Genomic DNA, 23,826 nt, shown 5'->3' on the forward strand with positions numbered 1-23,826 from the left:
CATAGGCCGAAGACTGTCGAGGCGACGGCCGTCCAAGTGCCGCCTCGGCGACCACCTGCTGACCAGGTCGAATCCCTAGCTGTGGACGGCGCCCTCATTCACGCGGATCCGGCGTTCCCGCGACGGCGCGGCGAAAGGCGTCCGCGGCCTTGGCCAAGTGCGCTGGGCTGGCGGCGAACCGCCAGCAGACCAGGGGGCTGGGTGGGGAAAACCCCAGCGCCGCCAGCCGCCGAGCGGCTCGCGCGCTCTGGGCGATGCCGGTCACCATGGCTTGGCTCAGGTTCTCGTCGCCGTCGGGAACCAGGCCGCCGTCCAGGATGCTGGGCGCGAAGGCGATCGATTGAGCCCCTAGCAGCATGGCGGTGTCGAAGGTGCGGCGGGTGGCGTTCGCCAACACTTCCGGTGCGAACTCGCTTGGCTCGCCTAGGCCGACGACCAGGATCGCGCCGGACATGATCGGCGCGGGCGGGTGGCGAATGAGGATCGAGCTCGAGGCCGCGCCCGTGAAGACGCCCTCGTCCCGCAGGCGGGTCGGAACCCTTTGCAGGGCGCGGTCCAGATGCTCCATGCCCCCGGCCAGGCGCGACACCTCTCGCGTGAAGAGGCCCGCAACCGCCAGGTCGACGGCCGCGGTGACGGCGTCGACGGCGGCCACCTCGATGTCGATGCCCGCCACGCGTCCAACCCAACGGCGCTCTGGTCCCGTCATGTCCGGGGCGCGATCCGGCAGGAGGAGCTTGCGGTCGACAGGGCCGAGCGTCGGCGCACCAAAGCCTAGCCTTCCCAGGGGGCGAGGAAGTCGAGCAACAGGCGATTGACCTCCTCGGGACGCTCTTCCTGCGGGAGGTGTCCGCAGCGCTGGATCGCCGCCGTCCGCAGGTCAGAGGCCATTTCCGCCCAGATCGCGGCCATGTCGAACATCTCGCCCACCGCGTAGAAATTGGCGCCCCACAGCGACAGCGTCGGCGCGGAGATCTTCACGTCGGCGTCCACTTGGTCCTGGGCCAGATCCTCGGCGTTGGCGCGATAGTCCAGCATGGCGCCATGCACCGCGCCGGGGCGCCGATAGGCCGCCACGTAGGTGTCGAAGGCCTCGCCCGAGATCGCGTGGGGATCGTAGCACCAGTCGGAGAAGAAGTGACGAAGCCACAGATCCTCACGCCCGGCGATCAGCGCCTCGGGGAGATCGGGAACTAGGTGGAAGAGGAAGAACCAGTAGGCCTTGGCCACGGCGGGCTTCATCTCGCGCGCGACAATTCGCGTGGGCACATTGTCCATCACCACCAGGCGATCGATCAGGCCAGGATGGTCCTTGGCGAACCGGGTGGCGACGCGGGCGCCGCGATCGTGGCCGACAATGGCGGCCTTCTCGATGCCGAGCTCGGCCATCAGCGCGCGAACGTCATTGGCCATGGTGCGCTTGTCGTAACCGGTCGAGGGTCTGTCGGTCTCGCCGTAGCCACGAAGATCGGGCGCTATGACGCGATATTTCGCGGCCAGAACCGGGATCTGGTAGCGCCAGGCGTAGGAGGTCTCGGGAAAGCCGTGCAACAGGATCACCGGCGGGCCCTCGCCCGCCGCCAGATAGTGCTGGCGAATGCCGTTGGCGCGTACGGTATGGCTTTCGGCTTGAATCATTGTGTTCATCCAGGGCGGCGTGGAGGTCACGCCTTGGGAAAGTAGAAGCGGCCCGACGCCGTCGAGATCTTGACCGCCGGGTGGCGGCCAGGGCTTGCTTCAATCTCTGCAAATTTGCTCCGGGCGCCGGTAAACGACGTCAGTGGCCGTCAAAGCGCCGCCGCTGGCGCCCTGAATCATCGCTGCGCCGAACGTGCCGGTGACGTGCGCCGTGAAAAGACCCTGCAGCGCCAGAAACCCCGCCGTGTCGACAGAGCCGCCGTTGAAGCTCATCACCAGCGGCAGGCTGAGGGATCGGGCCATGGTCACCATCCAAACTTAAGTTCGACGCCGAGGTAGTCGCTGTCACGACCGCCGACATCGCGGATGGACCGGCCGACCTCGTAGTGGACCGCCTCGATCAGGCCGGTCAGATGCGCGTTGAAGACATAGTCGGCGTGGACCTGGCCGTAGGCGCCCGTCCAGCGTCCGCCGACCCCCGCCGAACCGGGGAGGGCGATGTTGGGCGCCGTGTAGATCGCGTCTCGGGTCGTCTGGCGCCATTGACCCGCCACGGCCATCTGCACCGAGAGCCTGGCGTTGGGCTTGACCGTCACCGACGGGCGAACGTGCGTCAGGTTGACGTAACCGGTGTAGGCGGCCTTGGTGAAATAGACGCCGTTGGGGAAGAGCGGGTTGAAGGTCTCGACCTTGCCGTCGCCCTTGTGGCGATCGCCGCTGGCCGCGTCGATCTGAAGGCCCAGGCGCGGCGTCCAGGTCACGTTCTTGAGCGTGTATCCGCCGATGGCGCCCAGCGCCCAGGCGCGGACCTGGCTTGGCCCTACCGAGCCGCGCTGGGCCATGCCCTCCACGTCCCAGTCCAGCGCCCCGACCGTGCCGGCGTAGCGCGCGTCGAAGACGTCGCGGTCCTCTTCGCCCGCGGCGTCGCCATAGCGGGCCGAGGAGCGCGCATAGCGCGCGTAGTAGGCCGACAGCTCGTTGGTCCCCAGGACATGGCGCTCGACGCGCAGCATGTCGAAGCGGAAGTGGCCGCTGGAGGTGTCATCGAAGGCCTTGTGGTCGGCGTACTGCACCGGCTGACTCAGAAAGCCGAGGATCCGCCACGGACCGGTCTCCCAATCGGCCCACACCGCGTCGAACGATTGCCGTACGGCGGGTCCGTCCCGCGAGGAGATGAACCGCTGCTTGTCGAACGCCATGTCCTGGCGCCCGACCCTGGCCTTGAACGTCCCTTGGGCGGTGGTGTTCTCATAGGCGACGAAGGCCAGGCGCAGGTCGAGCCGGTTCTGGTCGGCGCCGCCGCGCTGGCGCTTTCCGAATGCGCGCACGTCTTCGAGCTGGGTGAAGACCTCCCAGTTCTCGCCCAGCCGGGCGTCAGCATGCGCCTGGAGGCGCTGAAGCAGGTAGGTGTCGTCGGATCCGGTGACGCCGAACGCCGCGGCGTTGTTGGTCTCGACGCGTTCACGCAGGGTCGCGCCCAGGGTGAGATATCCGGCGTCGCCCAGCGGCAGATACTTCAGGCGGTCGAGCGGCTCGGTGCGGAGGGCGGGATTGGCAAGGGCCGACCAGTCCTCCTGCCAGCGGTTGGTCTTGATCGCCGGACGGGCAGGCGACTTCACGGCGCTGTCGGTCGTGCTCTCCGACGCGGCCGTCTGCGCATGCGCGCCGCTGGCCAGAGACATGCCGGCGGCGAGCAGAAGTCCCGCGAAGTGATGTCGGGCTGGCGACATGATCAACGCCGCCCGGCGTGGATCTCGGCGATGTAGCCGCCGGGGAAGCTCACCATCGCGCTGCGGCGATCCTGGAGGTCCTGTGGTTCGACCAGCACCTGGACGCCGAGGCTGCGGGCCTTGGCGAGCGTAGCGTCGAGGTCGGCGACCTCGTAGCCGGTCATCTCGCGACCGTACGGGAACGGCAAGTGGCCGTCGGTGACCATGACGGTCAGCTTGCCGAAATTGGAGCTCACCCGAACCCGGCGGAAGGTCTCCGCGGGACGGCCGATCTCCCGGGCCGAAGCCTTGGCGTCGTCGTCGACGATCCGTCCATGGGAGAAGGCGACGAAGCTCTTGAGAAAGGCGTCCGCGCGGTCCCTCGACACATAGACCCGGTTCTCCGGAAGGGTCTCGAACGCCGGATAGTCCGGCGTCTTCGTGTGCCAGTAGAGCTGGGTGTTGACGCCGCCTGGCCATTGGATGACGGCGTCGCGTCCGATGGGGTCGGGAAAGGGCTCGACGATCACGTCCGCGCCGGCGGCGCGGGCGGCCTTGACCGCCACGTCCATGTCTTCGACCAGATAGCCGGTCCGTTCGGCGCCGAACGGATAGGGCGCGGGCGTCTTGAAGCCGAACAGGGACACGGTCCCGACGGGCGTCTGCAGGAGCTGGGACGTGGTGCTGCTGGGCGTGGGCGTCACCGTGGCGACCACTTGCCGGGTGCTCCTGCCGCCGAAGACGCCGATAAACGCCGCCACGAAGGCGTCGACGTCCTGGGGCGCGACGTAGACATGGGTCGTGTCGTATTGCGGCGCGACGGCGACCATCGGCGTAGCGGCGGGCCGGGCGCTTGCCGCCATGGGCGCGTTGAGCGCCAGAGCGGCGGCCAGAACGAGGGAAGAAAGACGCATGGGGAAATCCTGTCGTCAGGCGCGCGCGCCGGCGTCGCGGCCTTTGAGGTCGTGCCAGGCGACGAGCAGAAACCCGCCGACCAGGCCCAGATGTTCGAAGAAGCCGTTGGTCGCGGCGAAGCGTTCTGGCGGGGCCATCTCCCAGAACCGGTTGACCAGGAAGGTCGCCATGATGGTGAAACCCGCGAGGGCCAGCGCGCCGAGCCACCGCAGTCGTCCCGCCAGAATGAGCGCTGAGGCGCCGATCTCCAGGACGATGACCGCCGCGGCTAGAGGCGCGGCCGGCGCCAGGCCGAAATGCTCCATCTCGACCAGGGCGCTCGGGAAGTCGAAGGCCTTGGTCAGCCCGCCCTGCAGATACGCCGCGCAGAGGCCGAGCAAGGCGATCCATCGCACCCAAGGCGCGAGGTAGGCGCGTCCCGCGCTCGGCCAAGAAGGGCGGGGGTGTCCATGGTCATACCGCCCAGCAGCCGCAGCCCATGGCGCCCCAGAAGGAGCGGGCGTCGCTGGTCGGCGCCGCGCGGGCATAGGCCGAAGCGTGGTCGTGGCCGTGGACGTTGCAGCGGCTGGCGCAGCCGCAGGCGCTGGCGAGAGCCCGGGCGTGGCCGCGCGAGCGGTCCTGATAGCCGCCGAAGGTCCGCACCGGCGACCAGTCGGGCATGGGCGGCGGCAGCACCGGCGCCAGCTTGTCGTAGTCGCCCTGACCGTGAACGACCTTGCCGCCCAGCAGGGTGAGCACCGCCGACAGGTGCGGGATCTCATCTTCGGGCACGGTCATGTAGTCGTCCGACAGCACGGCCAGGTCCGCCAGCTGGCCGACGGCGATCTGGCCCTTCTTGCCTTCCTCGTTCGAGAACCAGGTGTTGGCGGTGGTCCAGAGGCGCAGGGCCTCCTCGCGGTCGACGCGGTTGGCCGGCGGGTAGAGCCGCGTGCCGCCCACCGTCTTGCCGGTCACCAGCCAGTTCAGCGAGACCCACGGGTTGTAGCTGGCCACGCGGGTGGCGTCGGTGCCCGCGCCCACGGGGATTCCGGCCTTCAGCATCTTGCCGATCGGGGGCGTGGCCTCGGCGGCCTTGGCCCCGTAGCGCTCCATGAAGTACTCGCCCTGGAACGCCATGCGGTGCTGCACGGCGATGCCGCCGCCCAGGGCCGCGATGCGGTCGATGTTGCGATCGCTGATCGTCTCGGCGTGGTCGAAGAACCAGTGCAGGCCGTCGAACGGCATGTCGCGATTGACCTTCTCGTAGACGTCCAGGGCCCGCGAGATGGTCTCGTCATAGGTGGCGTGCAGCCGCCAGGGCCAGCGGTTCTCGACCAGGTGGCGGATCACCGGCTCCAGGTCGGTCTCCATGCTTGGTGGCATCTCGGGACGCTCGACGCGGAAGTCCTCGAAGTCGGCGGCGCTGTAGACCAGCATCTCGCCCGCGCCGTTGTGGCGGTACGTGTCGTCGCCCTGGCCCGGCCTGACCTGCTTGGACCACGACTGGAAGTCCGACAGCTCGGCCTTGGGCTTCTGGGTGAACAGGTTGTAGCTGATGCGCAGGGTCAGCTGGTCGTCGGCGTGCAGCTTCTCGATGATCTCATAGTCGTCGGGGTAGTTCTGGAAGCCGCCGCCGGCGTCGATCACCCCGGTCACGCCCAGGCGGTTCATCTCGCGCATGAAGTGGCGGGTCGAGTTCAGCTGGTAGTCGGGCGGCAGCTTGGGGCCCTTGGCCAGGGTGGCGTAGAGGATCGTGGCGTTGGGCTGGGCCAGCAGCAGGCCCGTCGGTTCGCCCGAGGCGTCGCGCTGGATCTCGCCGCCCGGCGGGTTGGGCGTGTCCTTGGTGTAGCCGACGGCGCGCAGGGCGGCGCGGTTGAGGAGGGCGCGGTCGTAGAGGTGGAGGATGAACACCGGCGTCTCGGGCGCGGCGGCGTTGATCTCGTCCAGGGTCGGCAAGCGCTTCTCGACGAACTGGTGCTCGGTGAAGCCGCCCACGACGCGCACCCACTGGGGCGGCGGGGTGTTGGCGGCCTGCTTCTTCAGCATGGCCATGGCGTCGGCCAGGGTCGGCACGCCGTCCCAGCGCAGCTCCATATTGTAGTTCAGCCCGCCGCGGATGATGTGCATGTGGCTGTCGATTAGGCCCGGGATCACGCGGCGGCCCGCAAGATCGATGATCGTCGGGTTCGGGCCGGCCGCGGCGCGAACCTCGCCCTCCTCGCCGACGGCGGCGAACCTGCCGTCGCGGACCAGCGCCGCGTCGGCGCGCGGGTTGCTGCGGTCGAGGGTGGTGAACTTGCCGTTGATCAGCAGCAGGTCGCTTGCGGCCATAGGGGCGCTCCAAGTCGGGGTTGCAAAGGCGGAAACCAGGGCCGCGGCCATGACCGAGCGGCGCGAGGGCGTCATGTCTGCGACCTCTCGTGCGCGCTCTTGATGGCGGCGGCCTTGGCCTGGGCGAGCGTCGCGCCATCCGGCAGCTTGCCGAACACGTGATGGGTCGCGCCGATGTGGAGGTAGGCGGCCAGCGATCGGCCGGCGATCGCCTCGCGCGCCAGCGGCGCCAGCTGTTCGCCGACCAGCATGCCTAGCAGCCCGACAAGCGCCACGACCGGCGGAGCCGGCGAGCGCACATGCAGCAATCCGTAGATCGCGCCCACCAGCAGGCCGACGCCCAGGGCGACAACATACATCTTCATCGGAACTCTCCCGCGCGGATGGAATGGGAACACGCGCGCGGCCAGCAGGCCGCGCGCCATCGCGGTCAGTGGGCTTCGGAGGCGTTGAACATGGTCCTGGCGTAGATGATGCCCAGGCCGTAACCGCCGCCGTACTTCTTGGCGATACCGGTGGTCAGGTCGTAGGTCTCGCTGCGGGCCCAGTCCCGCTGAAGCTCCAGCATGTACTGCAGCGCGGTCATCGGCCGGGCGCCAGCCTGGATCATGCGCTGGACGGCGCGCTCGTGCGCCTCGGCGGAGACGTCGCCGCAGGCGTCGGAGATGAAATAGACTTCATAGCCTTGGGCCAGCGCCGAGAGGGCGGGGCCGACGATGCAGACGCCGGTCCACAGGCCCGCCAGCACGATCCGGTCCTTGCCGATGGCGTTGATCCGGTCGATGACGGCGGCGTCCTCCCACGTGTTCATCGAGGTGCGGTCCAGCAGCTTCTCGCCTGGGAACGGATCGGTGACTTCCGAGAACATCGGGCCGGAGAAGCTCTTCTCGGCCACGGTGGTCAAAATCGTTGAAACGCCGAAGCCGGCGGCGGCGCTGGCCACCAGGGCGGCGTTGTTGCGCAGGCTGACAGGATCGATCGAGTTGGTCGCAAACGCCATCTGCGACTGGAAATCGATCATGATCAGCGTGTGATCCTTGGGCGAGATCAGTTGAGCGCCCGGCGTGGGGGTGGCCTTGATCGGCATCGGCGGTTCCTTGCTGCGGAAAGAATGGTCCGTCGATACTGTCGCCGAGGCGTTGGGGGGTCTTGTTCCAGTCCACGGCGATTTGGTCTGACTTGATCCGACCGTGACCGTGAACCGCCCGGCTACAGAGGGCCGAGGAATGTTTCCAAGGCTTCCTGGATGGCCTCGGGCGCGCAGGGCTTTTCAAGCACGCGACGTGTACCGCCGGCTTGCTCGTGCACACCCGCATCGGGGAAGGCCGTGATCAGGATGATCGGCAGGCTGGGATGGCTCTCGAACAGCCGGCGGGCCAGGTCCAGGCCCGACATTTGCGGCATGTGGACGTCGGAGATCAGACAGTCCCACTGCGAGGGGTCAAGCTCGAGGAAGGCGACGGCCGAATCGAACGCGCGAACCGACAGCCCGAACGATCGCAACAAGCTCGTCATGCTCGAACGCACCAAGGCGTCGTCGTCGATGAGCGCGATGGCGCGCCGCTGGGTCATGAGCGATCTCGGTATGCGCTCGCCGCGAGCGCAAGAGCTTCACGCCTTAGACCCTGTCGAAACCGGTTCAAACCCCTACACAAGTTTAGGGTGAACTGTGATTTTTTATGCAAACTTCCGGCTCGGCGGGCGTTGGCCGCCGGCTCCAGGGCAGCGCCTCGGCGCCGCAAAGGGCCGCTCGCCGGCAGCCTTCAGGGGGGGGCGCAAACCGTTATGGAGTCCGCCGGAGGCGGTCGTATCGCGTTTGCGCGCGCCGACAAGACTTCCTGATACGCGCCGCGCCCTCGGCCAGCCTGCAAAATATTGCAATTGGACAATCAGGCCAAATCCGTCCGACGGCGCGCCGCTATGCGAACACCCCCAGAAGCACGGTCACGGTCGCGATCGAGACGATGGTCGAAAGCAGAACCCCGTTGGCGACGATCGCGCCATCCCGCTGATAGAGGTCTGCGACCATGTAGGGACCTGTTCCCGTGGGAAGGGCCGCCAGGATGACCGCGATCGCCAGGTCGCCGGGCGGGAGCGGCAGGAGGTAGCGTCCTAGAAGCCAGGTCGCCGCCGGCTGCCCGATCAGCTTGGCCGCCACGAGCGGCGTGACCACCGGCCAGGCGATCTTGCCGGGCGAACCGGCCAGGAACAGGCCCAGGGAGACCAGCGCGGCGGGGCTGGCGGCCGAGGCCAGCAAGGTCAGGAACCGATCGATCCCGGCCGGAAGCGTCCAGCCCGAAGCCAACATCAGGCCGCCGGCGATCGGCGCGATGACGATGGGATTCTTGCCCAGGGCAAGCGTGACCTTGGCCGCAATGCTCAAAGCGCTGCCCTTGGCGGCGGAACCTGCCTCAACCACGACCAGGGCGACAGCGAAGAGCAGGCAGACGGTGATGATCGAGGCGATGCTGGCCGGCACCATGCTGGTCGGGCCGAACGCCGCTCCAAGAAGCGGGAAGCCGATGAAGCCGACATTGGCGTAGCCGGCCGTAAGTCCGTCGACCGAGGCATCCGCTGCGGCGGCGCCGCTCGCCATCCTGAGCGCGGTGGTCGCGCAGAAGACCAAAAGACAGCCCAGGCCGAACACCGCGATGAACCCGGGTCGGTAGAGCTCACTCCACTGGGCCTTGGCGATGATGTCGAACATCAAGGCCGGCAGAGCGAGCCAGACGACGAAGCGGTTGAGTTCGCGCGCGGCGGTCGGTCCCAACCAGTTCAGGCGGCGCGCACCCCAGCCCGCGCCGATCAGGGCGAAGATCGGCAGGACGATGGTCGCCAGGGCGGTCACGCCGTCGCGCCAAGTTCGGTGGCGATGTCGAATCCCGACTTGAGCGCCAGGGTCACGGGCGTGCGTTCGACGATATCGCGCAAGCGCGACAGCGCCGGCTCGTCGAGCGCGCCGACGACCACGACCTTGCGATCGATCAAGGGTCGTTCGCCGCGCAGGTCCAAGGCCAGTTCGACGCGGATTTCGACCGGCGCCCACCCCTTGTGCTCGGCGTACATGCGCAAGGTCGTGCCGGTGCAAGCCACCAGGCCCGCCAAGACCAAGCCAAAGGGGGAAGGCCCCGCGTCGGTTCCGCCCAGGGCGTGGGGCTCATCGGCGACAAGCCTGTGGCCGCCGACGTCGATCATCACCTGGAAGGGCGTGGGGGAGGTCGAGCCTTGGGCGCGAGAGGCCATGATTATTCTCCTTCTCCCCCGCCGTCTTGCGCCCGCGCCGTCGGCGCGTCGTGTCGGCTTTGGCGGTGATTTGGCTGGAATTGGCGCGATGTTCTCGCCTGTCCGCGGGGCCCCATACCAAGGTTGGGGGCTTCACCCGAAGATTAGGGCCCTGGATTGCCTCGCCTTCTTCCGGCGCCGCGGTCTCTGGCCTGCGGCGGCGCACGCCAAGCCTAGACCCTTGGTATGGATGTCGAGCCAAGGTTCGTCTGGCTAGCCTTGCGGTGTGATCGTCATCGTGGAGAAGCCCGTGACCGAGGCCGAGAACACGTCCTCGCCAGCGCCCGACGCGCCGGCGCTCGAGCCATCCTGGCCCGCGTCGCAGCCGAGCAGGCCCACGCGTCGCGCGGTCCTTGCCGCCGGTGTTGGACCCCTCGCGGTCGGAGGCATGGCCGGCATGGTCAGCGGGTGCGCGCCTTCGGCGGCGCCGCAGCTCGATGACCGAGAGCCACAGTTTTTCACGCGCGCGGAATGGCGTTTCGTCAATGCGTGGGTCGACCGCCTTATTCCGCCTGACGCGACCGGACCCGGCGCGATCGAGGCAGGTGTTCCGGGCTTCATCGACCTGCAACTGGCCGGTCCTTACGGCGCGGGCGCTTACTGGTACATGAGCGGCCCCTTCCACCCGGACGCGCCGGCCACGCTCGGCTATCAGCATCCCCATACGCCGCGCGCGCTGTATCGCCAGGCGATCGCGGGCCTGGACGCTGATGTCCGCCGGCGTCACGGCAAAGCCTTCGCCGCGCTCTCCCCGGATGCGCGCGACGCCTACCTGAAACTCGTCGAAGCCGACGGCGTGGGTCTCGAGGGCGTCTCGGCCTCCGCATTCTTCGACCTGGCCTGGCGCAACACCCGGGAAGGGTACTTTTCCGACCCGATCCACGGCGGCAATCGCGGCATGGCCGCCTGGCGCATGGTCGGGTTTCCGGGCGCGCGGGCCGACTTTACCGACTGGATGGACAAGCCCGGCGCGCCCTATCCGCTGGGCCCGGTCTCGATCGGCGGGCGCAAGTTCGGATGAGCCCACGTCCCAAACCCGTCGACGCGGTGATCATCGGCTATGGCTGGACCGGCGCGATCATGGCCAAGACCCTGACCGATGCGGGTCTTTCCGTCGTGGCCCTCGAGCGCGGACCCATGCGCGACACAAGCCCCGACTTTTCCTATCCCCAGGTGGCTGACGAACTTCGACACGGGATCCGGGGCGAGTACTGGCAACCGCTGGCCCGGGAGACCGTGACCATCCGCCATCGCCTCGATCAGGAGGCCGTTCCCTATCGCCAATACGGCAGCTTCGTGCTCGGCAACGGGGTCGGCGGAGCGGGGACGCATTGGAACGGCCAGCAATGGCGCGCTTCGCCCGAGGATCTGCGATTTCGCAGCCACGTTCTGGAGCGCTACGGCGCCCAGGCCATCGGGCCGGACATGACCATCCAGGACTATCCCGTCACGTTCGAGGAGCTGGAGCCGCACTTCGACCACTTCGAGAAGGTGGCGGGCGTCTCGGGGCGCGCGGGCAATCTGCGCGGAACCCTGATGCCGGGCGGCAACCCCTTCGAGGGTCCGCGCAGCGATGCGTTTCCAAATCCGCCTGTCGCCGACATCGAAAGCTCGATCCGCTTCGCAAGGGCGGCGCGAGAGCTTGGCTACAACGCCTTTCCGATGCCCGCGGCCAACGCCTCGCGCGCCTATACCAATCCCTATGGGGTGCGCATGGGGCCCTGTAACCTCTGCGGCTTTTGTGAACGGTTCGGCTGCTTCCTCTATTCCAAGGCCTCGCCGCAGACGACCATCCTGCCGATCCTGAAGCACCGCACGAACCTGGAGGTGCGCCCCAACGCCCAGGTCACCCGCATCCTGCTGGACAGCGACGGCAAGCGCGCCGTCGGCGCGGCCTATGTCGACGAGAAGGGCGATCTGATCGAGCAGCGCGCCGATCTGGTGATCCTCTCGGCCTTCCAGATGCACAACGTGCGTCTCCTGCTGCTGTCGGGGATCGGCGAGCCCTATGATCCGGCCACCGGCAAGGGCGTGGTGGGCAAGAACTACGCCTACCAGATGGTCTCGTCGGTCTCGGCCTATTTCGACAAGGACGTCCACCTGAACCCCTTTATCGGGGCTGGAGCTGGCGGCCAGCAGGTGATCGACGACTTCAATTCCGACCACTTCGATCACACCGGCCTCGGCTTCATCGGCGGCTCGTTGATCTTCGCCGGCGCCACGGGCGCGCGACCTATCGAGCAGATGAACCTGCCGCCCGATGCGCCCCGTTGGGGGGCTGGCTGGAAGGCGGCCGCGGCCGCACATTATGGCCACAGCATGAGCGTGGCGACGATGGGCGCGGTGATGTCCTACCGCGACGCCTATCTCGACCTGGATCCCACCTATCGCGACGCACTCGGCCAGCCGCTGCTGCGCATGACCTTCAACTGGCATGAAAACGAGTACCGGCTGGCGGCCCACGCCAACGCCAAGGCCAGGTCCATCGTCGAGGCCATGAAGCCCAAGTCGATCGGCGTCAACTTGATCAAGCCCGGCGAGAACTACGACGTGCGCCGCTATCAGTCGACCCACACCACGGGCGGCGCGATCATGGGCGCCGATCCCGCGACCAGCGTCATTAATCGCTACTCCCAGTCCTGGGACGTGCCAAACCTCTTCGTGATGGGCGCCAGCGCCTTCCCGCAGAACCTCGGCTACAATCCGACCGGCCTCTTGGCGGGTCTGGCCTATTTCTCGGCCGCCGAGATCCGCGATCGCTATCTGAAGGCCCCCGGTCCGCTGGTGGACGCATGACGCCGATCGCCAAAAAGGCTTGGCTGGTCGGCGGGGCCGCCGCCGTGCTGGGGGGAGCGGTGTTGACCGCGACGGCGCTGTCGGATCGAGCGGCGGGCGACCGCCGCGAGACGCTGTCGCAGCCGGTCACCCCGGCTTTGGTGGCCCGCGGCGCCTATGTCGCCCGGCTCGCCGATTGCGCGGCTTGCCACAGCGTCCCGGACCGTCCCGACTATTCCGGAGGGCTGGCCATGGCGCTGCCCATCGGCAGGGTCATGACCAGCAACATCACCCCCGACAAGACCTACGGCATCGGCGGGTGGAGCTTCGGCGACTTCGACCGCGCCGTCCGCTATGGCGTCAATCGGCGCGATCAGTCGCTTTACCCGGCCATGCCCTACGTCGCTTATGCGCGCATGAGCCGCGCCGACACCGAGGCGCTCTACGCCTATTTCTCCGCCGGCGTAGCGCCCGCCGCCACGCCGGCGCCCAGGAACGAGATCCTCTTTCCGCTCTCGATGCGCTTCCCGCTCACCCTGTGGCGCTGGCTGTTCGCCAAGGCCCCGGAAGCCATCGCCCCGCCGAGCGCTGCCGACCCGGCCGTCGCGCGGGGCGCCTACATCGTCGAAGGGCCCGGCCATTGCGGCGATTGCCACACCCCGAGGGGGTTCGCCCTGCAGGTCAAGGCGCGCTCGGCCGCCGAAGGACCCGCCTTCCTCGCCGGCGCCAGCATCGATGGCTGGTCCGCGCCGAGCCTGCGGGCAGGCGGGCAAGGCGGCCTTGGCGACTGGACGTCACAGGACATCGCCGACTTCCTGCGTCACGGCGGCAACGCTCGCGGCGCCGCCTTCGGGGCGATGGCGCCGGCCATCGAGCATGGGACAGCCCGCCTGACGCCGGGCGACGCCGAGGCGATCGGTCGCTTCCTGAAATCCCTGCCCAAGCCCCCTGGTCGCGCCTTCGCTTACGATGCGGCCGAGGCGCGCCGCTTGAAGGCCGGTGAGCTGTCCTCGCCGGGAGCGCAGGCCTATCTCGACAATTGCGCGGCCTGCCACCGATCGGACGGCCGCGGCTATAGCGGCGTCTTTCCGCCGCTGGCCGGCAATCCCGCCGTGGTCGACGAGCGCGCCGAGTCGATCGTGCGCATCGCCCTGTTCGGGGGGCAGACACCCTTGACGCCCAGCTCGCCCGCCCAGTTCTCGATGCCGGGGTTTGCCGATCGCCTGGACGATCGCGAAATGGCCCAGCTTCTGACCTATGTTCGCACGAGTTGGGGCAACCAGGCGCGTCCCGTCAGCCGCGGCGAGGTGGCCAGGGGCCGGCGCGCCTCGGCCGGCCGGTAGGCCTTAGCCGCCCTGGACGATCGGGTTGCGCAGGACGCCCACCCGCTCGATCTCGACGGTGCAGATATCGCCCGGCTGCATCCAAAGCGGCGGCTTGCGGGCAAAGCCCACGCCGGGGGGCTAGCGCCCGACGTTGGAGACCGGCGACCAGATGAAGGTCTTGCCGACCTGGCTGACGCGGCCGACGCCGGGGAAGGCGATATGCGAGGCGGCGACCAGCGCATGATTGCCGCCGGCCTGTTCGTAGAGCGCCTTGCGGGTGGCCGCGGCCTGGGTCGGATCGGTGTCGAAATGGATGGTCACCGCCGGATCGGGGAACTGAACTGCCGCGACGTGAACGATGTCGCCCCAGAAGACGATCGTCTGGCCCTTGCTGACCAGGCGATAGGAGGCGTGCCCGGGCGTGTGACCGGGTGTCGACAGCGCCGTCAGGCCGGGGGACAGGGCTTGGCCGGGCTCGAAAGGCTTGAACCTTCCCGCTGCGATATAGGGGGCAAGCGAGGCGGCTGCGCCGTCGAACGCGCCCTTGACGCTTGCATCGGCGCTGGCCTGATGCGCCTTGTCGAGCCAGTAGTCGGCGTCTGCCTTAGCTACGCGCACGGTCGCATTGGGAAAGACGGCTCCGCCGTCGGCCGTCAGTCCGCCGACGTGGTCGGGGTGAAGATGCGTGATCAAGATCTCGTCGATCTGGTCGGGAGCGTAGCCCGCAGCCTTGAGGGAGGCGGCGAGACCCCCCAGACTTGGACCCAGCAGCGCGCCGGAACCGGTGTCGACGAGAATGCGGCGTCCGCCGACCTCGATGAGGAAAGCGTTGACCGTGGTCTCCGGCGCCGCCGGAAGACCCGCCTTTTGGAGCAACGGCTCGACCACTCCGGGGCGGTCCGCGATCAGAAGTTGGTCGGCGGGGAGAGGAAAGACGCCGTCGCTGAGCGCGACGATGCTGGCCTCGCCGACCTTCAGGCGGAACGTGGCGACCGTGGGCGACGGCTCGGCGGCGGCGCAGAGCGCCGGGACGGCCATCGGCGCCAGCAAGGCGGCGGCGCCGATCAAGAGCGGCAAAATGCGCATGGCGGAAACCTCCATAGGGAAATGCTGAAGCTAATGGGTCTCACGCGGGCGCCCGGCTGGCTTGCTTGTATGAGCGGAGGTTTGGTCCCGCGTGCTGAAAAGAGGCGTGGCGCGGCGGGGAGCGACGGTCTCACGGCCGTCACTTACCGCGCTCGGCGGGCGGCCTGGCCGCCACAGAGGCGGTCCCGGACGCATGTTCACTTCTCTTTGAAAGCGCAACTTCCGCTTTGACCGCCGACGGCCGGACGCGGACCTAGGGCAGCGCCCGACCTTGAGCGTCGAAGCGTGTGATCGCGACCGTTCCGGCGGCATCGAGCGTGATGTTCAGTCGGCGAACGCCCTGGCTGTCGATCAGCACCACGCCCGAAGCCCCCTCGTTGTTCAGAAAGAGGTAGCTCGACGCCCCGCCCTCACGGTCGAACTTCACGTGGGCCCCCTTGTCGTCGACCTCCAGCGCCGCCTTCGGGCCGGTCGCCAGGGGGTTGGCCAGGCGTATGCTGGCGCGCCCGGCGCCATCGAGCGTGATGGCCAGGCCGTCATGGCCGTCGGGACGCATCATCTTGATCTGGGGCGCGCCTCCAGCAGCTGACATAACGATACGGTCGTGGCCCTCCGGATCGATGATTCTGAGCTCCTGTGTGACCACAGGCGGCGGCGCGGCTTGCATGGGGCGTCCTCGTTCGAAGGTCCGTCCGGCAATCCTCGATCGAGGGCCGGCACCGTACACTGGGGAATTGCCGCAGGGCTGGCTTGTACCAATATCGCGCGAAATGGGGGGCTCGCGGCGTTCAGGAACCATGCGGGGCGCGGACGCCCTCGGCGATCGGGTCGCTGATCGACGGCGGAAAGCCGTCGGGCAGAGCGCTCAGCATCCCGTCCAGAGCCGGCGGGCCGCCCTCTCCCGCCGGCGTTCGGACCGGGAGAGGGATGAGCGCTACATCTTCTTCTTCAGCGGCAGCAGGTCCGGATAGACCGGGTCCCGCTTCTGCGCCTTGGCCGTGAAGGCCTCGGCCATGTGGGGCCCGGAGAACATGCCGGTCTGCCAGGTGGCGATGTAGTCCAGGCTGTCGGCGATCGAGTGATCGCGGGCGTAGTTGATCATCACCTTGCTGCCGGCCACGGCGAGCGGCGACTTGCCGGCGATTTCCCGGGCCGTGGCCAGGGCGTGAGCGACGACCTCCTCGTGGGTGTCGAGCACCTCGTTGACGAGGCCGATATCGCGGGCGCGCTGGGCGGGCAGGCGGCGGCCGGTATAGGCCAGCTCCCGCACCCAGCCCTCGGGAATCAGCTTGCACAGGCGCGGGAAGGTGCCGACGTCGGCGGTCATGCCGATGTTGATTTCCTGGATCTGGAAGAAGGCGTCGGCGCTGGCGTAGCGGATGTCGCAGGCGCTGACGAAATCGACCGCCCCGCCGATGCAGCCGCCCTGGATGGCGATGATCACCGGCATCCGGGCCTTGTCCAGGCACGAGAAGCTGTCCTGCAGCACGTGGACGAAGCGACGGAAGCTCTCGGCGGCCACCCAGCGGTCGGCGTCCTGGCGGGCGGTGACGCCCTCGTCGTCCGTGAACACCGAAAGGTCCATGCCGGCGCTGAAGTGCTTGCCGGTCGAGGAAATGACGATGCAGCGGGCGCGCGCGTTGTCATCAATATCTTTTACAATCGCGGGAAGCTCGTTCCAGAAGGGCCGTGTCATGGTGTTCATGGCTTCGGGACGCTTCAACTGGATGTGCGCGACGCCGGCCTCGATCTCGACCTTGAAACAGCTATACTCGTTCTGATCGTGGCCACTCATGCCTGGCTCTCCCCCATGGATAGGTTTGATGATCGTTGATCACGGACTATCAACCGGGGCGAGGGCGACCACAACACTGACCTGACGGAAGAGGAACGCCGCCATGACCACCCGCAAGATTTCCGCCGCCCTGGCGATCGCCGTGACGGCCTCCAGCCTGGCCGCCGCACCCGTTCCGGCCCTGGCCCAATCGCGCGGCCTTAGCGGCCTGTTCGCCTGCGAAGGCTCGGGCGGCAAGCAGGAAGGCGGCGCCCTGATCGGCGCGGCGGCCGGCGCCCTGCTGGGCAACAAGATCGGCGGCAAGAACAAGACCCTGGGCACGCTGGTCGGCGCCGCCGCCGGCGCGGCCGCGGGCGGCTATATCGGCTGCCGCATGCAGTCGACCGACGCGGCCCTGGCCGAGCAGGCCACCAAGAAGGCGCTGGAGACCGGCGTCGCCCAGACCTGGTCCAACAGTCGCACGGGCAATTCGGGCCGCATCGCGGTGGTCTCGTCCAGCTATGGCCCGCCGATCGACGGCCGCGACCTGCGCTATTCGGCCGGCGTTCAGAGCCTGCCCAGCTTTGAAGCCGCCGGCGGCGCCTATGTCGCCAGTTCCACGGCCAACCTGCGCGCGGGCCCGTCGACCAAGGCCAAGGTGGTCGGCAAGATCGCGGCGGGCGAGAGCTTCGACGCCTTGGGCGTGGTCCCGACGGGCGGCTGGGTGCTGGTCGGTCGCGGCGGCTACGGCGTCGGCTACGCCGCCGCCTCGCTGGTGCGCCCGTACGGCCAGCAGGTCGCCAGCTGCCGCGTGATCGACGCGTCGGTGTCGGGCGGCGGTCAGCGCGCCACCAGCCAGCGCTACAGCGCCTGCAAGGACGCGCGCGGCGAGTGGCAGGTGACCCAGGCCTAAGGGGCGTTCAGAGGTCGATGACCTCGCATTTCAGCGTCTGACGGATCCGGTCGGCGACGATCCGCCGGTGGCAGCAGTTCGGATCGTCCTCGTAGCAGAGCAGGGCGATCCGCCTGGTCTTGGCCAGGTCGGTCGCCTGGGCCAGGGCCAACTGGGCCTCGGGCTCCTCGAGATGGGCGTTGAAGATGGCGCGCATCTCGTCGGTGCGCCCGGCCCGCGCCGCATCCCGGCCCGCCTTCGGCGTGCCCAGCGGCCGCAGGTGCAGATAGCCGACGCCCTGGTCCTTGAGGCTGTTTCCCAGCAGGGTCTTTGAGAAGCCGACCTTGCGCGAACTGGCCACGGCGCGGACGTCGACGACCAGCTCGACCTCGGCCGCCTTCAGCCGCGCGATCATGCCGCCCTGCGTGTCGGTTTCGTAGCCGATGGTGGCGAGCTTATTCATATCGCGAGGCTCCATGGACGCGGGGTCTCCGCCAGCCTACCTTAACGCCCATCAGTCCCAAGGGAGCCAAGTCGATGGACGCGGCCGTCTTTCGCGAACCTCGCAAGCGCTCCGTGGCCGTGCCCGGCGGCGAGATCGCGGCCCTGGAGTTTGGCCCCCAGGACCGGCCGATCGACGTGGTGTTCGTCCACGCCAACGGTTTCAACGCCCAGACCTATCGCGTGCTGCTGTCGCCGCTGGGCGCGGGCCTGCGGATCCTGGCCATCGACCAGCGCGGCCATGGCGACACCACCCTGCCCGCCAATCCCGAGGGCCGCCGGTCCTGGCGCGACCTGCGCGACGACCTGACCGGACTGCTCGACGTCCTGGACGGCCCGCCGTTGGTGCTGGCCGGCCACTCGATGGGCGGCACGGTCAGCCTGCTGGCCGCCGCCGAGCGTCCGGACCGGGTCAAGGGCCTTGTCCTGCTGGACCCGGTGATCATGCCGTGGCTGGCCACCCTCTACGCCAAGGCGCCGTGGACCTCGGGCCGTCTCTGGAAGCACATGCCCCTGGTCCAGTCGGCCCTCCGCCGCCGGGCCGTGTTCGACGACCGCGAGCAGGTGTTCGCCGGCTACAAGGGCCGCGGGGCCTTCAAGACCTGGCCGGAGACCATGCTGGCCGACTATGTCGCCGGCGGCTTCGTCGCCCGCGACGACGGCAAGGTCGAGCTGGCCTGCGCGCCGGCGTGGGAGGCCTCGAACTACGCGGCCCAGGCGCATGATCCCTGGCGGGCGGTGAAGCGGGTCAAGGCGCCCGTGCGCATCCTCAAGGCCGAGAAGCACTCGACCTGCATGGCCGGCGACGGTTTCGCGCGGCGGGGCCGGGACGTGAAGATCGAGACGATCGCGGGAACCAGCCACTTCCTGCCCATGGAACGGCCGGACGTGGTGCGCGACGCGCTGTTCGACATGGCGACACAATAGGAACTGTCATCCCGGCCAAGCGCGTAGCGCGCCGAGCCGGGACCCAGGGGCCAATGGCCGGGCGGTGACCCCTGGGTCCCGGACAGCCTCTACGAGGCTGCCGGGATGACAAGAATTGGGCTTAGAGGCTGAGCCCCTCCACCTCATGCGCCGCGAGGGCCGCTCGCGCCGCGTCCGTCACCGGCACCACCTTGCGCGCGTCGAGGTCGAAGGTGATCGCTACGGCTTCCGAGGTTCCCCACGGCTGCCCCGTCGCCGGGTCCAGCATCCAGTGGGCCATCCGCATGGTGCGGGCGTCCGTGCCGATCAGGCCGGAGCGGAGCTCGACGCGGTCGCCGGGCCGGGGCCAGGCCAGGTAGGCGATCCGGTACTCCAGAACCGCGCCCCCGTACCGCGAGGGCCTGGAGTCCGCGTGGTCGACCACGATGTCGCGGAATGGATGGATGAACGCGCCGATGCCGTCGGAAACCCGCCCGATGAACTGCTCGGCGCGCATTCGTCCGTATACGTCGCAATCGGACGGCAGCAGGCCGCCCAGGCCGATCCGCGAGAGGCCCAGGGCGGCGGCGCGCTCAAGGCTGGCGGTCGGCGTGAACGGCGACAGGTCGATGCTCCGGGCGCGGGCCTTCTCGGGGATCGTGACCTTCAGGGCTTCGGCGCGCGCATGGGCGATCCTGGGCCAGGGGAAGGGCTGGCCTTCGCGCGGGGTGGCGTGGACCACGGTGGTCTGGAAGGTCGCGGCCAGCTCGCCGGAGGCCGGATGGATCAGCAACTGAAGCAGCCTGGCCTCAGTCTCGCTCATCTCGATCACCCCGCCCAGCATGGTCAGCGGCGCGCCGGCGTGGGCCTCGCGCAGGAAGCGAATGTGGTGTTCCTTGACCAGAAGCGTGGCGTTGGCGTGGGGCGAGAAGGCCTGGGGCAGGCCCAGTTCGGCGGCCAGGCCGATCAGGCCTTCCTGGGCGCGGACGACGTAGTGGCGCACGTTCATGTGCCCCATCTCGTCGCAGTCCCAGGTGTTGACGCCTCCCCGCCAGATCTCGACGCCGGGGAGGGTCTCAGCGGTCGTCATGGCGTCTCTCGCACGGTGTTGAACAGCCGTTCGAGCCTAGCGGTGTTCGACGAAGCTTGGCTAGCTTAACGCTTGCCCGCGTTCTTGAAGGTGTCGCCGACTTCCTTGGCGTCGCCGCCGTCGGGCCCGGCGCGCTTGCGCGATTCCTCGCCGGTCTTCTCGACCGCCTTCTTGCCGCCGAGCGCGGTGAAGTCGCCCAGCGGTTCGGCCTCATTGGCCTCGCGGCCATCGGTATTGGGTTGGTCGGCCATGACGATCTCCTCGCGGTTCGAGGAAACAACCGGGCTGGGCGTGACCTAGTTCCGGCAGTCCGCGCAGAGGCCGTGGGCCTCGATGGTCACGGCGGTCAGGGCGTAGCCGGCCGCGGCGCCTGCGGCGATGATCTCGGCGCTGGCCTTGGGCTCGATCTCGCGGGTCGCGCCGCAGCAGTCGCAGATCAGGAACGCGGCGGCGTGACCGTCGGCCTCCTTGCGGCAGGCGACATAGGCGTTGAGGCTCTCGATCCGGTGGGCGAAACCCTGCTTCTCCAGGAAGTCGAGGGCGCGGTAGACGGTCGGCGGCTTGGCCGGCGGGCCGTCGCCTCCGAAGGTCGAGATCAGGTCATAGGCCTTCACCGGCTGGCCGGCTTCCAGCAGCAGCTCCAGCACCCGGCGACGCGGGGCCGTCAGGCGTTGTTCGGCGGCCGCGCACCGGGCCTCGGCCGCCTCGAGCTCGGCCGCGAGGCTCGCGCCGGCGACGCCGTGATTATGGTGATCGTGTCCGCAAGGAGAGCCGTGGGCCATGGCCAACAGGTAGAGGCCACGGCTCTCCAGCGCAACCTTCGCCTAGTACGGGGACTTGGCCACCAGCGCGCTCTCGGCGTCGCACTGGGCTGGGGCGGTCGCGGCCCTGCGGGCTTCCGCGATCTCCTCGCGCACGCCGTCGACGTCGTCGCGGAAGGCCTTGGAGCCGTGCAGGGCCGCGACCAGCGCCGCGCCGTTGGTGCGGCCAGCCTCGACCGCGCTGTTGTTGTGCACGCCGCAGACCAGGCGGCTTTCCCCGAAGGCGCGGGCCCGGGCCAGGATCGGCGTGGCGTGGGCCGGATCGGCTTCGGCCAGGATCAGGCCGACGGTCCAGCCCCAGGTGGTGTGCCCCGACGGATAGTCCGGGCTCTTGGCCAGGCCGTCCGTCTTGTCGACGCAGATCGGGCCCTCGTCGATCAGGTAGGGACGCTTGCGCTGGTAGAGGTCCTTGGGCTTGTTGACCGCGTCGATCACGTCGAAGCGCAGCTTCATCAGCAGGGCGGTGGTCTTTGGCAGCTTTTGCGGGTCGGGCGTGAAGCCCAGGGCGCAGGCGAAGTCGCCGATGATCTTGCGCTCGTCGACGTCGTTCTGGGCCAGGGTCCAGCGTGGGGTGTCCTTCAGGCCCCGCGTGGCCAGGAAGATCTTGCGGTCGTTCTCGTAGCGCGCCTCGCCTTCCTTGGGCGCCGGCGGCAGGATCTTGGAGGTGTCCAGCGCGCCCGGCGGCAGGTAGCCCTTCTGCGCGGGGGCCTCCTGGCGGGCGAAGGCCATGCCCGAGACCGAGAGGCCCGAGGCGGCGATGGCTAGGGCGGCGCCGGCGGCGAGAGCGAGCTTGAAGCGCATGAAGACAGGTCCCCGAACAATGATGCGGCGGACCCTGACTCCCAAGCGTGACACTCGCAAGGCCGCGACTAGAGCAGCGGCGCGCTCAGCAGGTTGGCCTCGGCGGTGCAGCGGGCCGGATCGGGCGGCGAGGCCTGGGCGCGGGTGGCGTCCAGCTCGGCCCGCACGCCGGCCAGGTCGTTCTTGAAGGCCTCCGAGCCCCACAAGGCGGCGAACAGGGTCTCGGCGTTCTTGCGGCCGGCCTCGACCGAGCTGGCGTTATGAACGCCGCAGATCACCCGGCTCTCGCCGAAGGCCCGGGCGCGGGCCAGGATGACCTCGGAGCGGTCCGGCGCGGCCTCGGCCAGCAGCAGGCCCACGGTCCAGCCCCAGGTGGCGTGGCCTGATGGGTAGTCCGGCGACAGCGAGAAGCCGAGGCCGGGCTTGATGCACAAGGGCCCGCCCTGCGACCGGAAGGGGCGGGCGCGAAGGTACTTCATTTTCGGGCCCGACACCGCCGGGCGCACGTCGCGGCTCATCCGCAGCAGCATGGCGGCCAGCTTGGGGTTCTTCTCGCGGGTCGGCGTGTAGCCCAGCGCGCAGGTGAAGGCGGCGAGGACGTTCTCCTCCTCGTCGTCGGCCTTTGCGATCGTCCAGCGCGGCGTGCCTTCCAGCTTGCGGGTGGCCAGGAAGATCTGGCGGTCCTTCTCGGCCTCCGGCGAGCCCTTGGCGGGCGGCGGGGCCAAGTGATCGCGCGCGTCGAACTGGGCCTTGGTCAGGTAGCGGCCCGCCGGGGCGGTGTCGCCGCCGAGCGTGGCGCAGCCCGTGAGGGCGACAAGGGCGGCCAAGGCCAGAATACGCATATGAAAAAGGGCCCCCGGAGCAATTCCGGGGACCCTGCATTTTCACTGGAGTCGGATCAAGCTTACTTGCCGAACAGCTTGTTCCAGCGCGGCTTCTCGCGGCCCTTCCAGGCTTCGCGGTGATAGGCGTCGCTGGCGATCAGCGGCACCACCGTGGTGGCTTCGGCGAAGACCATCTGTTCGTAGGTGGTCGAGACCTTGCCCCACGAGGCGGCTTCCTTCAGCGTCGACGACGAGCAGGCGCCGTCGCGGACGTCGGCCACCGTGATCTGGACGGCGTACTTGTGCATGTCGGCCTCGACGCCGAGGATCTCGGCGCAGACGACGGTGTCCTGGGCGAAGTTCTTCGGCACGCCGCCGCCGACCATGAACAGGCCCGTGGTGCCGGCCGCGATCTTGATGTCGGTCAGTTCGCGGAAGTCCGCGACGGCGTCGATCATCAGATAGGGCTGCTTGGCGGCGATCTTTTCCTTCTGGTGCTTGACCAGGCCGAAGCCGGCCGAGCTGTCGACGAAGGCCGGGCAGAAGATCGGCACGCCTTCTTCATAGGCCGTCTGGATCAGCGAGCCGGGCTTCTTGGCGTTGCCTTCGCTCAGCCACTTGCCCATTTCCCAGATGAACTCGCGCGAGGAATAGGCGCGCGGCTCCAGGCGATTGCAGATCTCCAGGATCGTGTGATCGCAGTTCTGCAGCTCTTCTTCGTCGATATAGGTGTCGTAGATGCGGTCGATGTAGTTGTCGCGCAACACGTTGTCGTCGACCGGGCCGGCGGCCTGATAGTGCTTGAAGCCCAGGGCCTCGAAGAAGTCCATGTCGACGATCGAGGCGCCGGTGGCGACCACGGCGTCGATCATGCCGTTCTTCACCATGTCGCGGTAGACGTGCATGCAGCCGCCGGCCGAGGTCGAACCGGCCAGGATCAGCCAGGGCGAGCAGCCCTTGTCGGCCAGGGCCATGTTGAAGATGTCGGCGGCGCGCGCGGTGTCGCGGCTCGAGAACGACATCTTGCGCATGGAGTCGATGATCGGACGGGCGTCGAACGACGTGATGTCGATGTGCTCGACGACGGTCTGCAGCAGTTCGGCCTTGGTGTTGTTCGGAACGGGAGCGTTCATGACAGAGGATCCTCTGAAGGTGAGCGCCCGTCGTGTCCCGCGAG

At 68.5% G+C, this 23,826-nt stretch carries 29 protein-coding genes; 5 read left to right on the top strand and 24 right to left on the bottom strand.

All coding sequences use genetic code 11. From position 1 onward, the window contains the following. Positions 1-94: 94 nt before the first annotated feature. From EIK80_RS01325 to EIK80_RS26880, 13 genes are all read right to left on the bottom strand, one after another. Complete coding sequence (locus EIK80_RS01325) at positions 95-676, bottom strand: M17 family peptidase N-terminal domain-containing protein (protein ID WP_158624619.1); 582 nt, start codon at positions 674-676, stop codon at positions 95-97. A 98-nt stretch (positions 677-774) separates the two neighbouring features. Then, the gene (locus EIK80_RS01330; RefSeq protein ID WP_125155165.1) at positions 775-1,638 is read right to left on the bottom strand and encodes an alpha/beta fold hydrolase; all 864 of its coding nucleotides are present in this window, start codon (positions 1,636-1,638) and stop codon (positions 775-777) included. Positions 1,639-1,737: 99 nt separating this feature from the next. Next, positions 1,738-1,941 (bottom strand): hypothetical protein, encoded by a 204-nt coding sequence (locus EIK80_RS01335; protein WP_125155166.1) that lies wholly within the window; start codon positions 1,939-1,941, stop codon positions 1,738-1,740. 2 nt (positions 1,942-1,943) lie between these two features. Beyond that, positions 1,944-3,368 (bottom strand): alginate export family protein, encoded by a 1,425-nt coding sequence (locus EIK80_RS01340; protein ID WP_199743339.1) that lies wholly within the window; start codon positions 3,366-3,368, stop codon positions 1,944-1,946. 2 nt (positions 3,369-3,370) lie between these two features. Continuing rightward, positions 3,371-4,261, bottom strand: coding sequence for a VOC family protein (locus EIK80_RS01345; protein ID WP_125155167.1), 891 nt, complete (start codon positions 4,259-4,261; stop codon positions 3,371-3,373). A gap of 15 nt (positions 4,262-4,276) precedes the next feature. Beyond that, the gene (locus EIK80_RS01350) at positions 4,277-4,657 is read right to left on the bottom strand and encodes a DoxX family protein (protein ID WP_233586395.1); all 381 of its coding nucleotides are present in this window, start codon (positions 4,655-4,657) and stop codon (positions 4,277-4,279) included. A 58-nt stretch (positions 4,658-4,715) separates the two neighbouring features. Beyond that, complete coding sequence (locus EIK80_RS01355; RefSeq protein WP_199743340.1) at positions 4,716-6,572, bottom strand: amidohydrolase; 1,857 nt, start codon at positions 6,570-6,572, stop codon at positions 4,716-4,718. Between the two features lie 71 nt (positions 6,573-6,643). Continuing rightward, positions 6,644-6,937, bottom strand: a complete 294-nt coding sequence (locus EIK80_RS01360) for a DUF1427 family protein (protein WP_125155170.1) — start codon at positions 6,935-6,937, stop codon at positions 6,644-6,646. A gap of 65 nt (positions 6,938-7,002) precedes the next feature. After that, complete coding sequence (locus EIK80_RS01365) at positions 7,003-7,659, bottom strand: hydrolase (RefSeq protein WP_125155171.1); 657 nt, start codon at positions 7,657-7,659, stop codon at positions 7,003-7,005. Positions 7,660-7,781: 122 nt separating this feature from the next. Beyond that, complete coding sequence (locus EIK80_RS01370) at positions 7,782-8,144, bottom strand: response regulator transcription factor (protein WP_125155172.1); 363 nt, start codon at positions 8,142-8,144, stop codon at positions 7,782-7,784. A gap of 346 nt (positions 8,145-8,490) precedes the next feature. Beyond that, entirely contained in the window at positions 8,491-9,420 is a 930-nt protein-coding gene (locus EIK80_RS01375) for an AEC family transporter (protein WP_125155173.1), read from the bottom strand. After that, on the bottom strand, positions 9,417-9,815 hold the full coding sequence (locus EIK80_RS01380) for an OsmC family protein (RefSeq protein WP_125155174.1): 399 nt from the start codon (positions 9,813-9,815) through the stop codon (positions 9,417-9,419). The genes EIK80_RS01375 and EIK80_RS01380 overlap by 4 nt, the downstream gene beginning before the upstream one ends. A 252-nt stretch (positions 9,816-10,067) precedes the next feature. Next, positions 10,068-10,193 (bottom strand): hypothetical protein, encoded by a 126-nt coding sequence (locus tag EIK80_RS26880; RefSeq protein WP_255414574.1) that lies wholly within the window; start codon positions 10,191-10,193, stop codon positions 10,068-10,070. Between the two features lie 49 nt (positions 10,194-10,242). Between EIK80_RS26880 and EIK80_RS01385 the strand changes: the two genes are divergently transcribed. Genes EIK80_RS01385 through EIK80_RS01395 form a run of 3 tightly spaced genes read left to right on the top strand, consistent with a single transcriptional unit; the run spans position 10,243 to position 13,972 of the window. Then, entirely contained in the window at positions 10,243-10,875 is a 633-nt protein-coding gene (locus EIK80_RS01385) for a gluconate 2-dehydrogenase subunit 3 family protein (RefSeq protein WP_125155175.1), read from the top strand. Then, a complete protein-coding gene (locus EIK80_RS01390) occupies positions 10,872-12,650 on the top strand; it encodes a GMC family oxidoreductase (RefSeq protein ID WP_125155176.1) in 1,779 nt (592 codons plus the stop codon). The genes EIK80_RS01385 and EIK80_RS01390 overlap by 4 nt, the downstream gene beginning before the upstream one ends. Further along, on the top strand, positions 12,647-13,972 hold the full coding sequence (locus EIK80_RS01395; protein ID WP_125155177.1) for a c-type cytochrome: 1,326 nt from the start codon (positions 12,647-12,649) through the stop codon (positions 13,970-13,972). The genes EIK80_RS01390 and EIK80_RS01395 overlap by 4 nt, the downstream gene beginning before the upstream one ends. Positions 13,973-13,975: 3 nt before the next feature. Here the strand turns inward: EIK80_RS01395 and EIK80_RS26540 are convergent, their stop codons facing one another. The 4 genes from EIK80_RS26540 to EIK80_RS01415 form a co-directional block, all read right to left on the bottom strand. Next, positions 13,976-14,083: a fumarylacetoacetate hydrolase family protein gene (locus EIK80_RS26540; RefSeq protein ID WP_233586396.1), complete on the bottom strand. Its 108-nt coding sequence runs from the start codon at positions 14,081-14,083 to the stop codon at positions 13,976-13,978. A 9-nt stretch (positions 14,084-14,092) separates the two neighbouring features. After that, entirely contained in the window at positions 14,093-15,040 is a 948-nt protein-coding gene (locus EIK80_RS01405; RefSeq protein ID WP_158624620.1) for an MBL fold metallo-hydrolase, read from the bottom strand. Positions 15,041-15,293: 253 nt separating this feature from the next. Beyond that, entirely contained in the window at positions 15,294-15,707 is a 414-nt protein-coding gene (locus tag EIK80_RS01410) for a hypothetical protein (protein WP_125155179.1), read from the bottom strand. 267 nt (positions 15,708-15,974) lie between these two features. After that, the gene (locus tag EIK80_RS01415; RefSeq protein WP_125155180.1) at positions 15,975-16,835 is read right to left on the bottom strand and encodes a crotonase/enoyl-CoA hydratase family protein; all 861 of its coding nucleotides are present in this window, start codon (positions 16,833-16,835) and stop codon (positions 15,975-15,977) included. Between the two features lie 103 nt (positions 16,836-16,938). On the opposite strand from EIK80_RS01415, the gene EIK80_RS01420 reads away from it, so the two are divergent. Continuing rightward, entirely contained in the window at positions 16,939-17,727 is a 789-nt protein-coding gene (locus tag EIK80_RS01420) for an SH3 domain-containing protein (RefSeq protein WP_125155181.1), read from the top strand. 7 nt (positions 17,728-17,734) lie between these two features. On the opposite strand, the gene EIK80_RS01425 is transcribed toward EIK80_RS01420, so the two are convergent. Next, positions 17,735-18,169 (bottom strand): DUF488 family protein, encoded by a 435-nt coding sequence (locus EIK80_RS01425; protein ID WP_125155182.1) that lies wholly within the window; start codon positions 18,167-18,169, stop codon positions 17,735-17,737. A 74-nt stretch (positions 18,170-18,243) separates the two neighbouring features. Here EIK80_RS01425 and EIK80_RS01430 point away from each other — a divergent pair, with 74 nt between their 5' ends. Then, positions 18,244-19,134 (top strand): alpha/beta fold hydrolase, encoded by an 891-nt coding sequence (locus EIK80_RS01430; protein ID WP_125155183.1) that lies wholly within the window; start codon positions 18,244-18,246, stop codon positions 19,132-19,134. 121 nt (positions 19,135-19,255) lie between these two features. Here the strand turns inward: EIK80_RS01430 and EIK80_RS01435 are convergent, their stop codons facing one another. From EIK80_RS01435 to EIK80_RS01460, 6 genes are all read right to left on the bottom strand, one after another. After that, positions 19,256-20,203 (bottom strand): thioesterase family protein, encoded by a 948-nt coding sequence (locus tag EIK80_RS01435; protein WP_125155184.1) that lies wholly within the window; start codon positions 20,201-20,203, stop codon positions 19,256-19,258. A gap of 65 nt (positions 20,204-20,268) precedes the next feature. Next, on the bottom strand, positions 20,269-20,454 hold the full coding sequence (locus tag EIK80_RS01440; RefSeq protein WP_125155185.1) for a hypothetical protein: 186 nt from the start codon (positions 20,452-20,454) through the stop codon (positions 20,269-20,271). Positions 20,455-20,499: 45 nt separating this feature from the next. After that, positions 20,500-20,985, bottom strand: a complete 486-nt coding sequence (locus EIK80_RS01445) for a Fur family transcriptional regulator (RefSeq protein WP_125155822.1) — start codon at positions 20,983-20,985, stop codon at positions 20,500-20,502. 42 nt (positions 20,986-21,027) lie between these two features. Next, positions 21,028-21,825 carry a phosphatase PAP2 family protein gene (locus EIK80_RS01450; protein WP_125155186.1) on the bottom strand — a complete coding sequence of 266 codons (798 nt, stop codon included), beginning with the start codon at positions 21,823-21,825 and terminating at the stop codon, positions 21,028-21,030. A gap of 68 nt (positions 21,826-21,893) precedes the next feature. Then, a complete protein-coding gene (locus EIK80_RS01455) occupies positions 21,894-22,667 on the bottom strand; it encodes a phosphatase PAP2 family protein (RefSeq protein ID WP_125155187.1) in 774 nt (257 codons plus the stop codon). Positions 22,668-22,729: 62 nt separating this feature from the next. Continuing rightward, positions 22,730-23,782: a deoxyhypusine synthase gene (locus tag EIK80_RS01460; RefSeq protein ID WP_125155188.1), complete on the bottom strand. Its 1,053-nt coding sequence runs from the start codon at positions 23,780-23,782 to the stop codon at positions 22,730-22,732. Between the last annotated feature and the right edge of the window lie 44 nt (positions 23,783-23,826).

Origin of the sequence: Caulobacter sp. 602-1 (assembly GCF_003931565.1) — a bacterium.
GTDB lineage: Bacteria > Pseudomonadota > Alphaproteobacteria > Caulobacterales > Caulobacteraceae > Caulobacter.

Excerpts from the sequence above, each read along its gene's own strand:
- EIK80_RS01345 (WP_125155167.1), bottom strand. The coding sequence starts at position 4,261 with ATGCGTCTTTCTTCCCTCGTTCTGGCCGCCGCTCTGGCGCTCAACGCG.
- EIK80_RS01395 (WP_125155177.1), top strand. The coding sequence starts at position 12,647 with ATGACGCCGATCGCCAAAAAGGCTTGGCTGGTCGGCGGGGCCGCCGCC.
- EIK80_RS01370 (WP_125155172.1), bottom strand. The coding sequence starts at position 8,144 with ATGACCCAGCGGCGCGCCATCGCGCTCATCGACGACGACGCCTTGGTG.
- EIK80_RS01455 (WP_125155187.1), bottom strand. The coding sequence starts at position 22,667 with ATGCGTATTCTGGCCTTGGCCGCCCTTGTCGCCCTCACGGGCTGCGCC.
- EIK80_RS01445 (WP_125155822.1), bottom strand. The coding sequence starts at position 20,985 with ATGGCCCACGGCTCTCCTTGCGGACACGATCACCATAATCACGGCGTC.
- EIK80_RS01425 (WP_125155182.1), bottom strand. The coding sequence starts at position 18,169 with ATGAATAAGCTCGCCACCATCGGCTACGAAACCGACACGCAGGGCGGC.
- EIK80_RS01415 (WP_125155180.1), bottom strand. The coding sequence starts at position 16,835 with ATGAGTGGCCACGATCAGAACGAGTATAGCTGTTTCAAGGTCGAGATC.
- EIK80_RS01365 (WP_125155171.1), bottom strand. The coding sequence starts at position 7,659 with ATGCCGATCAAGGCCACCCCCACGCCGGGCGCTCAACTGATCTCGCCC.
- EIK80_RS01430 (WP_125155183.1), top strand. The coding sequence starts at position 18,244 with ATGGACGCGGCCGTCTTTCGCGAACCTCGCAAGCGCTCCGTGGCCGTG.
- EIK80_RS01340 (WP_199743339.1), bottom strand. The coding sequence starts at position 3,368 with ATGTCGCCAGCCCGACATCACTTCGCGGGACTTCTGCTCGCCGCCGGC.
- EIK80_RS01410 (WP_125155179.1), bottom strand. The coding sequence starts at position 15,707 with ATGCAAGCCGCGCCGCCGCCTGTGGTCACACAGGAGCTCAGAATCATC.
- EIK80_RS01360 (WP_125155170.1), bottom strand. The coding sequence starts at position 6,937 with ATGAAGATGTATGTTGTCGCCCTGGGCGTCGGCCTGCTGGTGGGCGCG.
- EIK80_RS01435 (WP_125155184.1), bottom strand. The coding sequence starts at position 20,203 with ATGACGACCGCTGAGACCCTCCCCGGCGTCGAGATCTGGCGGGGAGGC.
- EIK80_RS01440 (WP_125155185.1), bottom strand. The coding sequence starts at position 20,454 with ATGGCCGACCAACCCAATACCGATGGCCGCGAGGCCAATGAGGCCGAA.
- EIK80_RS01460 (WP_125155188.1), bottom strand. The coding sequence starts at position 23,782 with ATGAACGCTCCCGTTCCGAACAACACCAAGGCCGAACTGCTGCAGACC.
- EIK80_RS01390 (WP_125155176.1), top strand. The coding sequence starts at position 10,872 with ATGAGCCCACGTCCCAAACCCGTCGACGCGGTGATCATCGGCTATGGC.
- EIK80_RS01450 (WP_125155186.1), bottom strand. The coding sequence starts at position 21,825 with ATGCGCTTCAAGCTCGCTCTCGCCGCCGGCGCCGCCCTAGCCATCGCC.
- EIK80_RS01330 (WP_125155165.1), bottom strand. The coding sequence starts at position 1,638 with ATGATTCAAGCCGAAAGCCATACCGTACGCGCCAACGGCATTCGCCAG.
- EIK80_RS01385 (WP_125155175.1), top strand. The coding sequence starts at position 10,243 with ATGGCCGGCATGGTCAGCGGGTGCGCGCCTTCGGCGGCGCCGCAGCTC.
- EIK80_RS01405 (WP_158624620.1), bottom strand. The coding sequence starts at position 15,040 with ATGCGCATTTTGCCGCTCTTGATCGGCGCCGCCGCCTTGCTGGCGCCG.
- EIK80_RS01355 (WP_199743340.1), bottom strand. The coding sequence starts at position 6,572 with ATGGCCGCAAGCGACCTGCTGCTGATCAACGGCAAGTTCACCACCCTC.
- EIK80_RS01335 (WP_125155166.1), bottom strand. The coding sequence starts at position 1,941 with ATGGCCCGATCCCTCAGCCTGCCGCTGGTGATGAGCTTCAACGGCGGC.
- EIK80_RS01420 (WP_125155181.1), top strand. The coding sequence starts at position 16,939 with ATGACCACCCGCAAGATTTCCGCCGCCCTGGCGATCGCCGTGACGGCC.
- EIK80_RS01380 (WP_125155174.1), bottom strand. The coding sequence starts at position 9,815 with ATGGCCTCTCGCGCCCAAGGCTCGACCTCCCCCACGCCCTTCCAGGTG.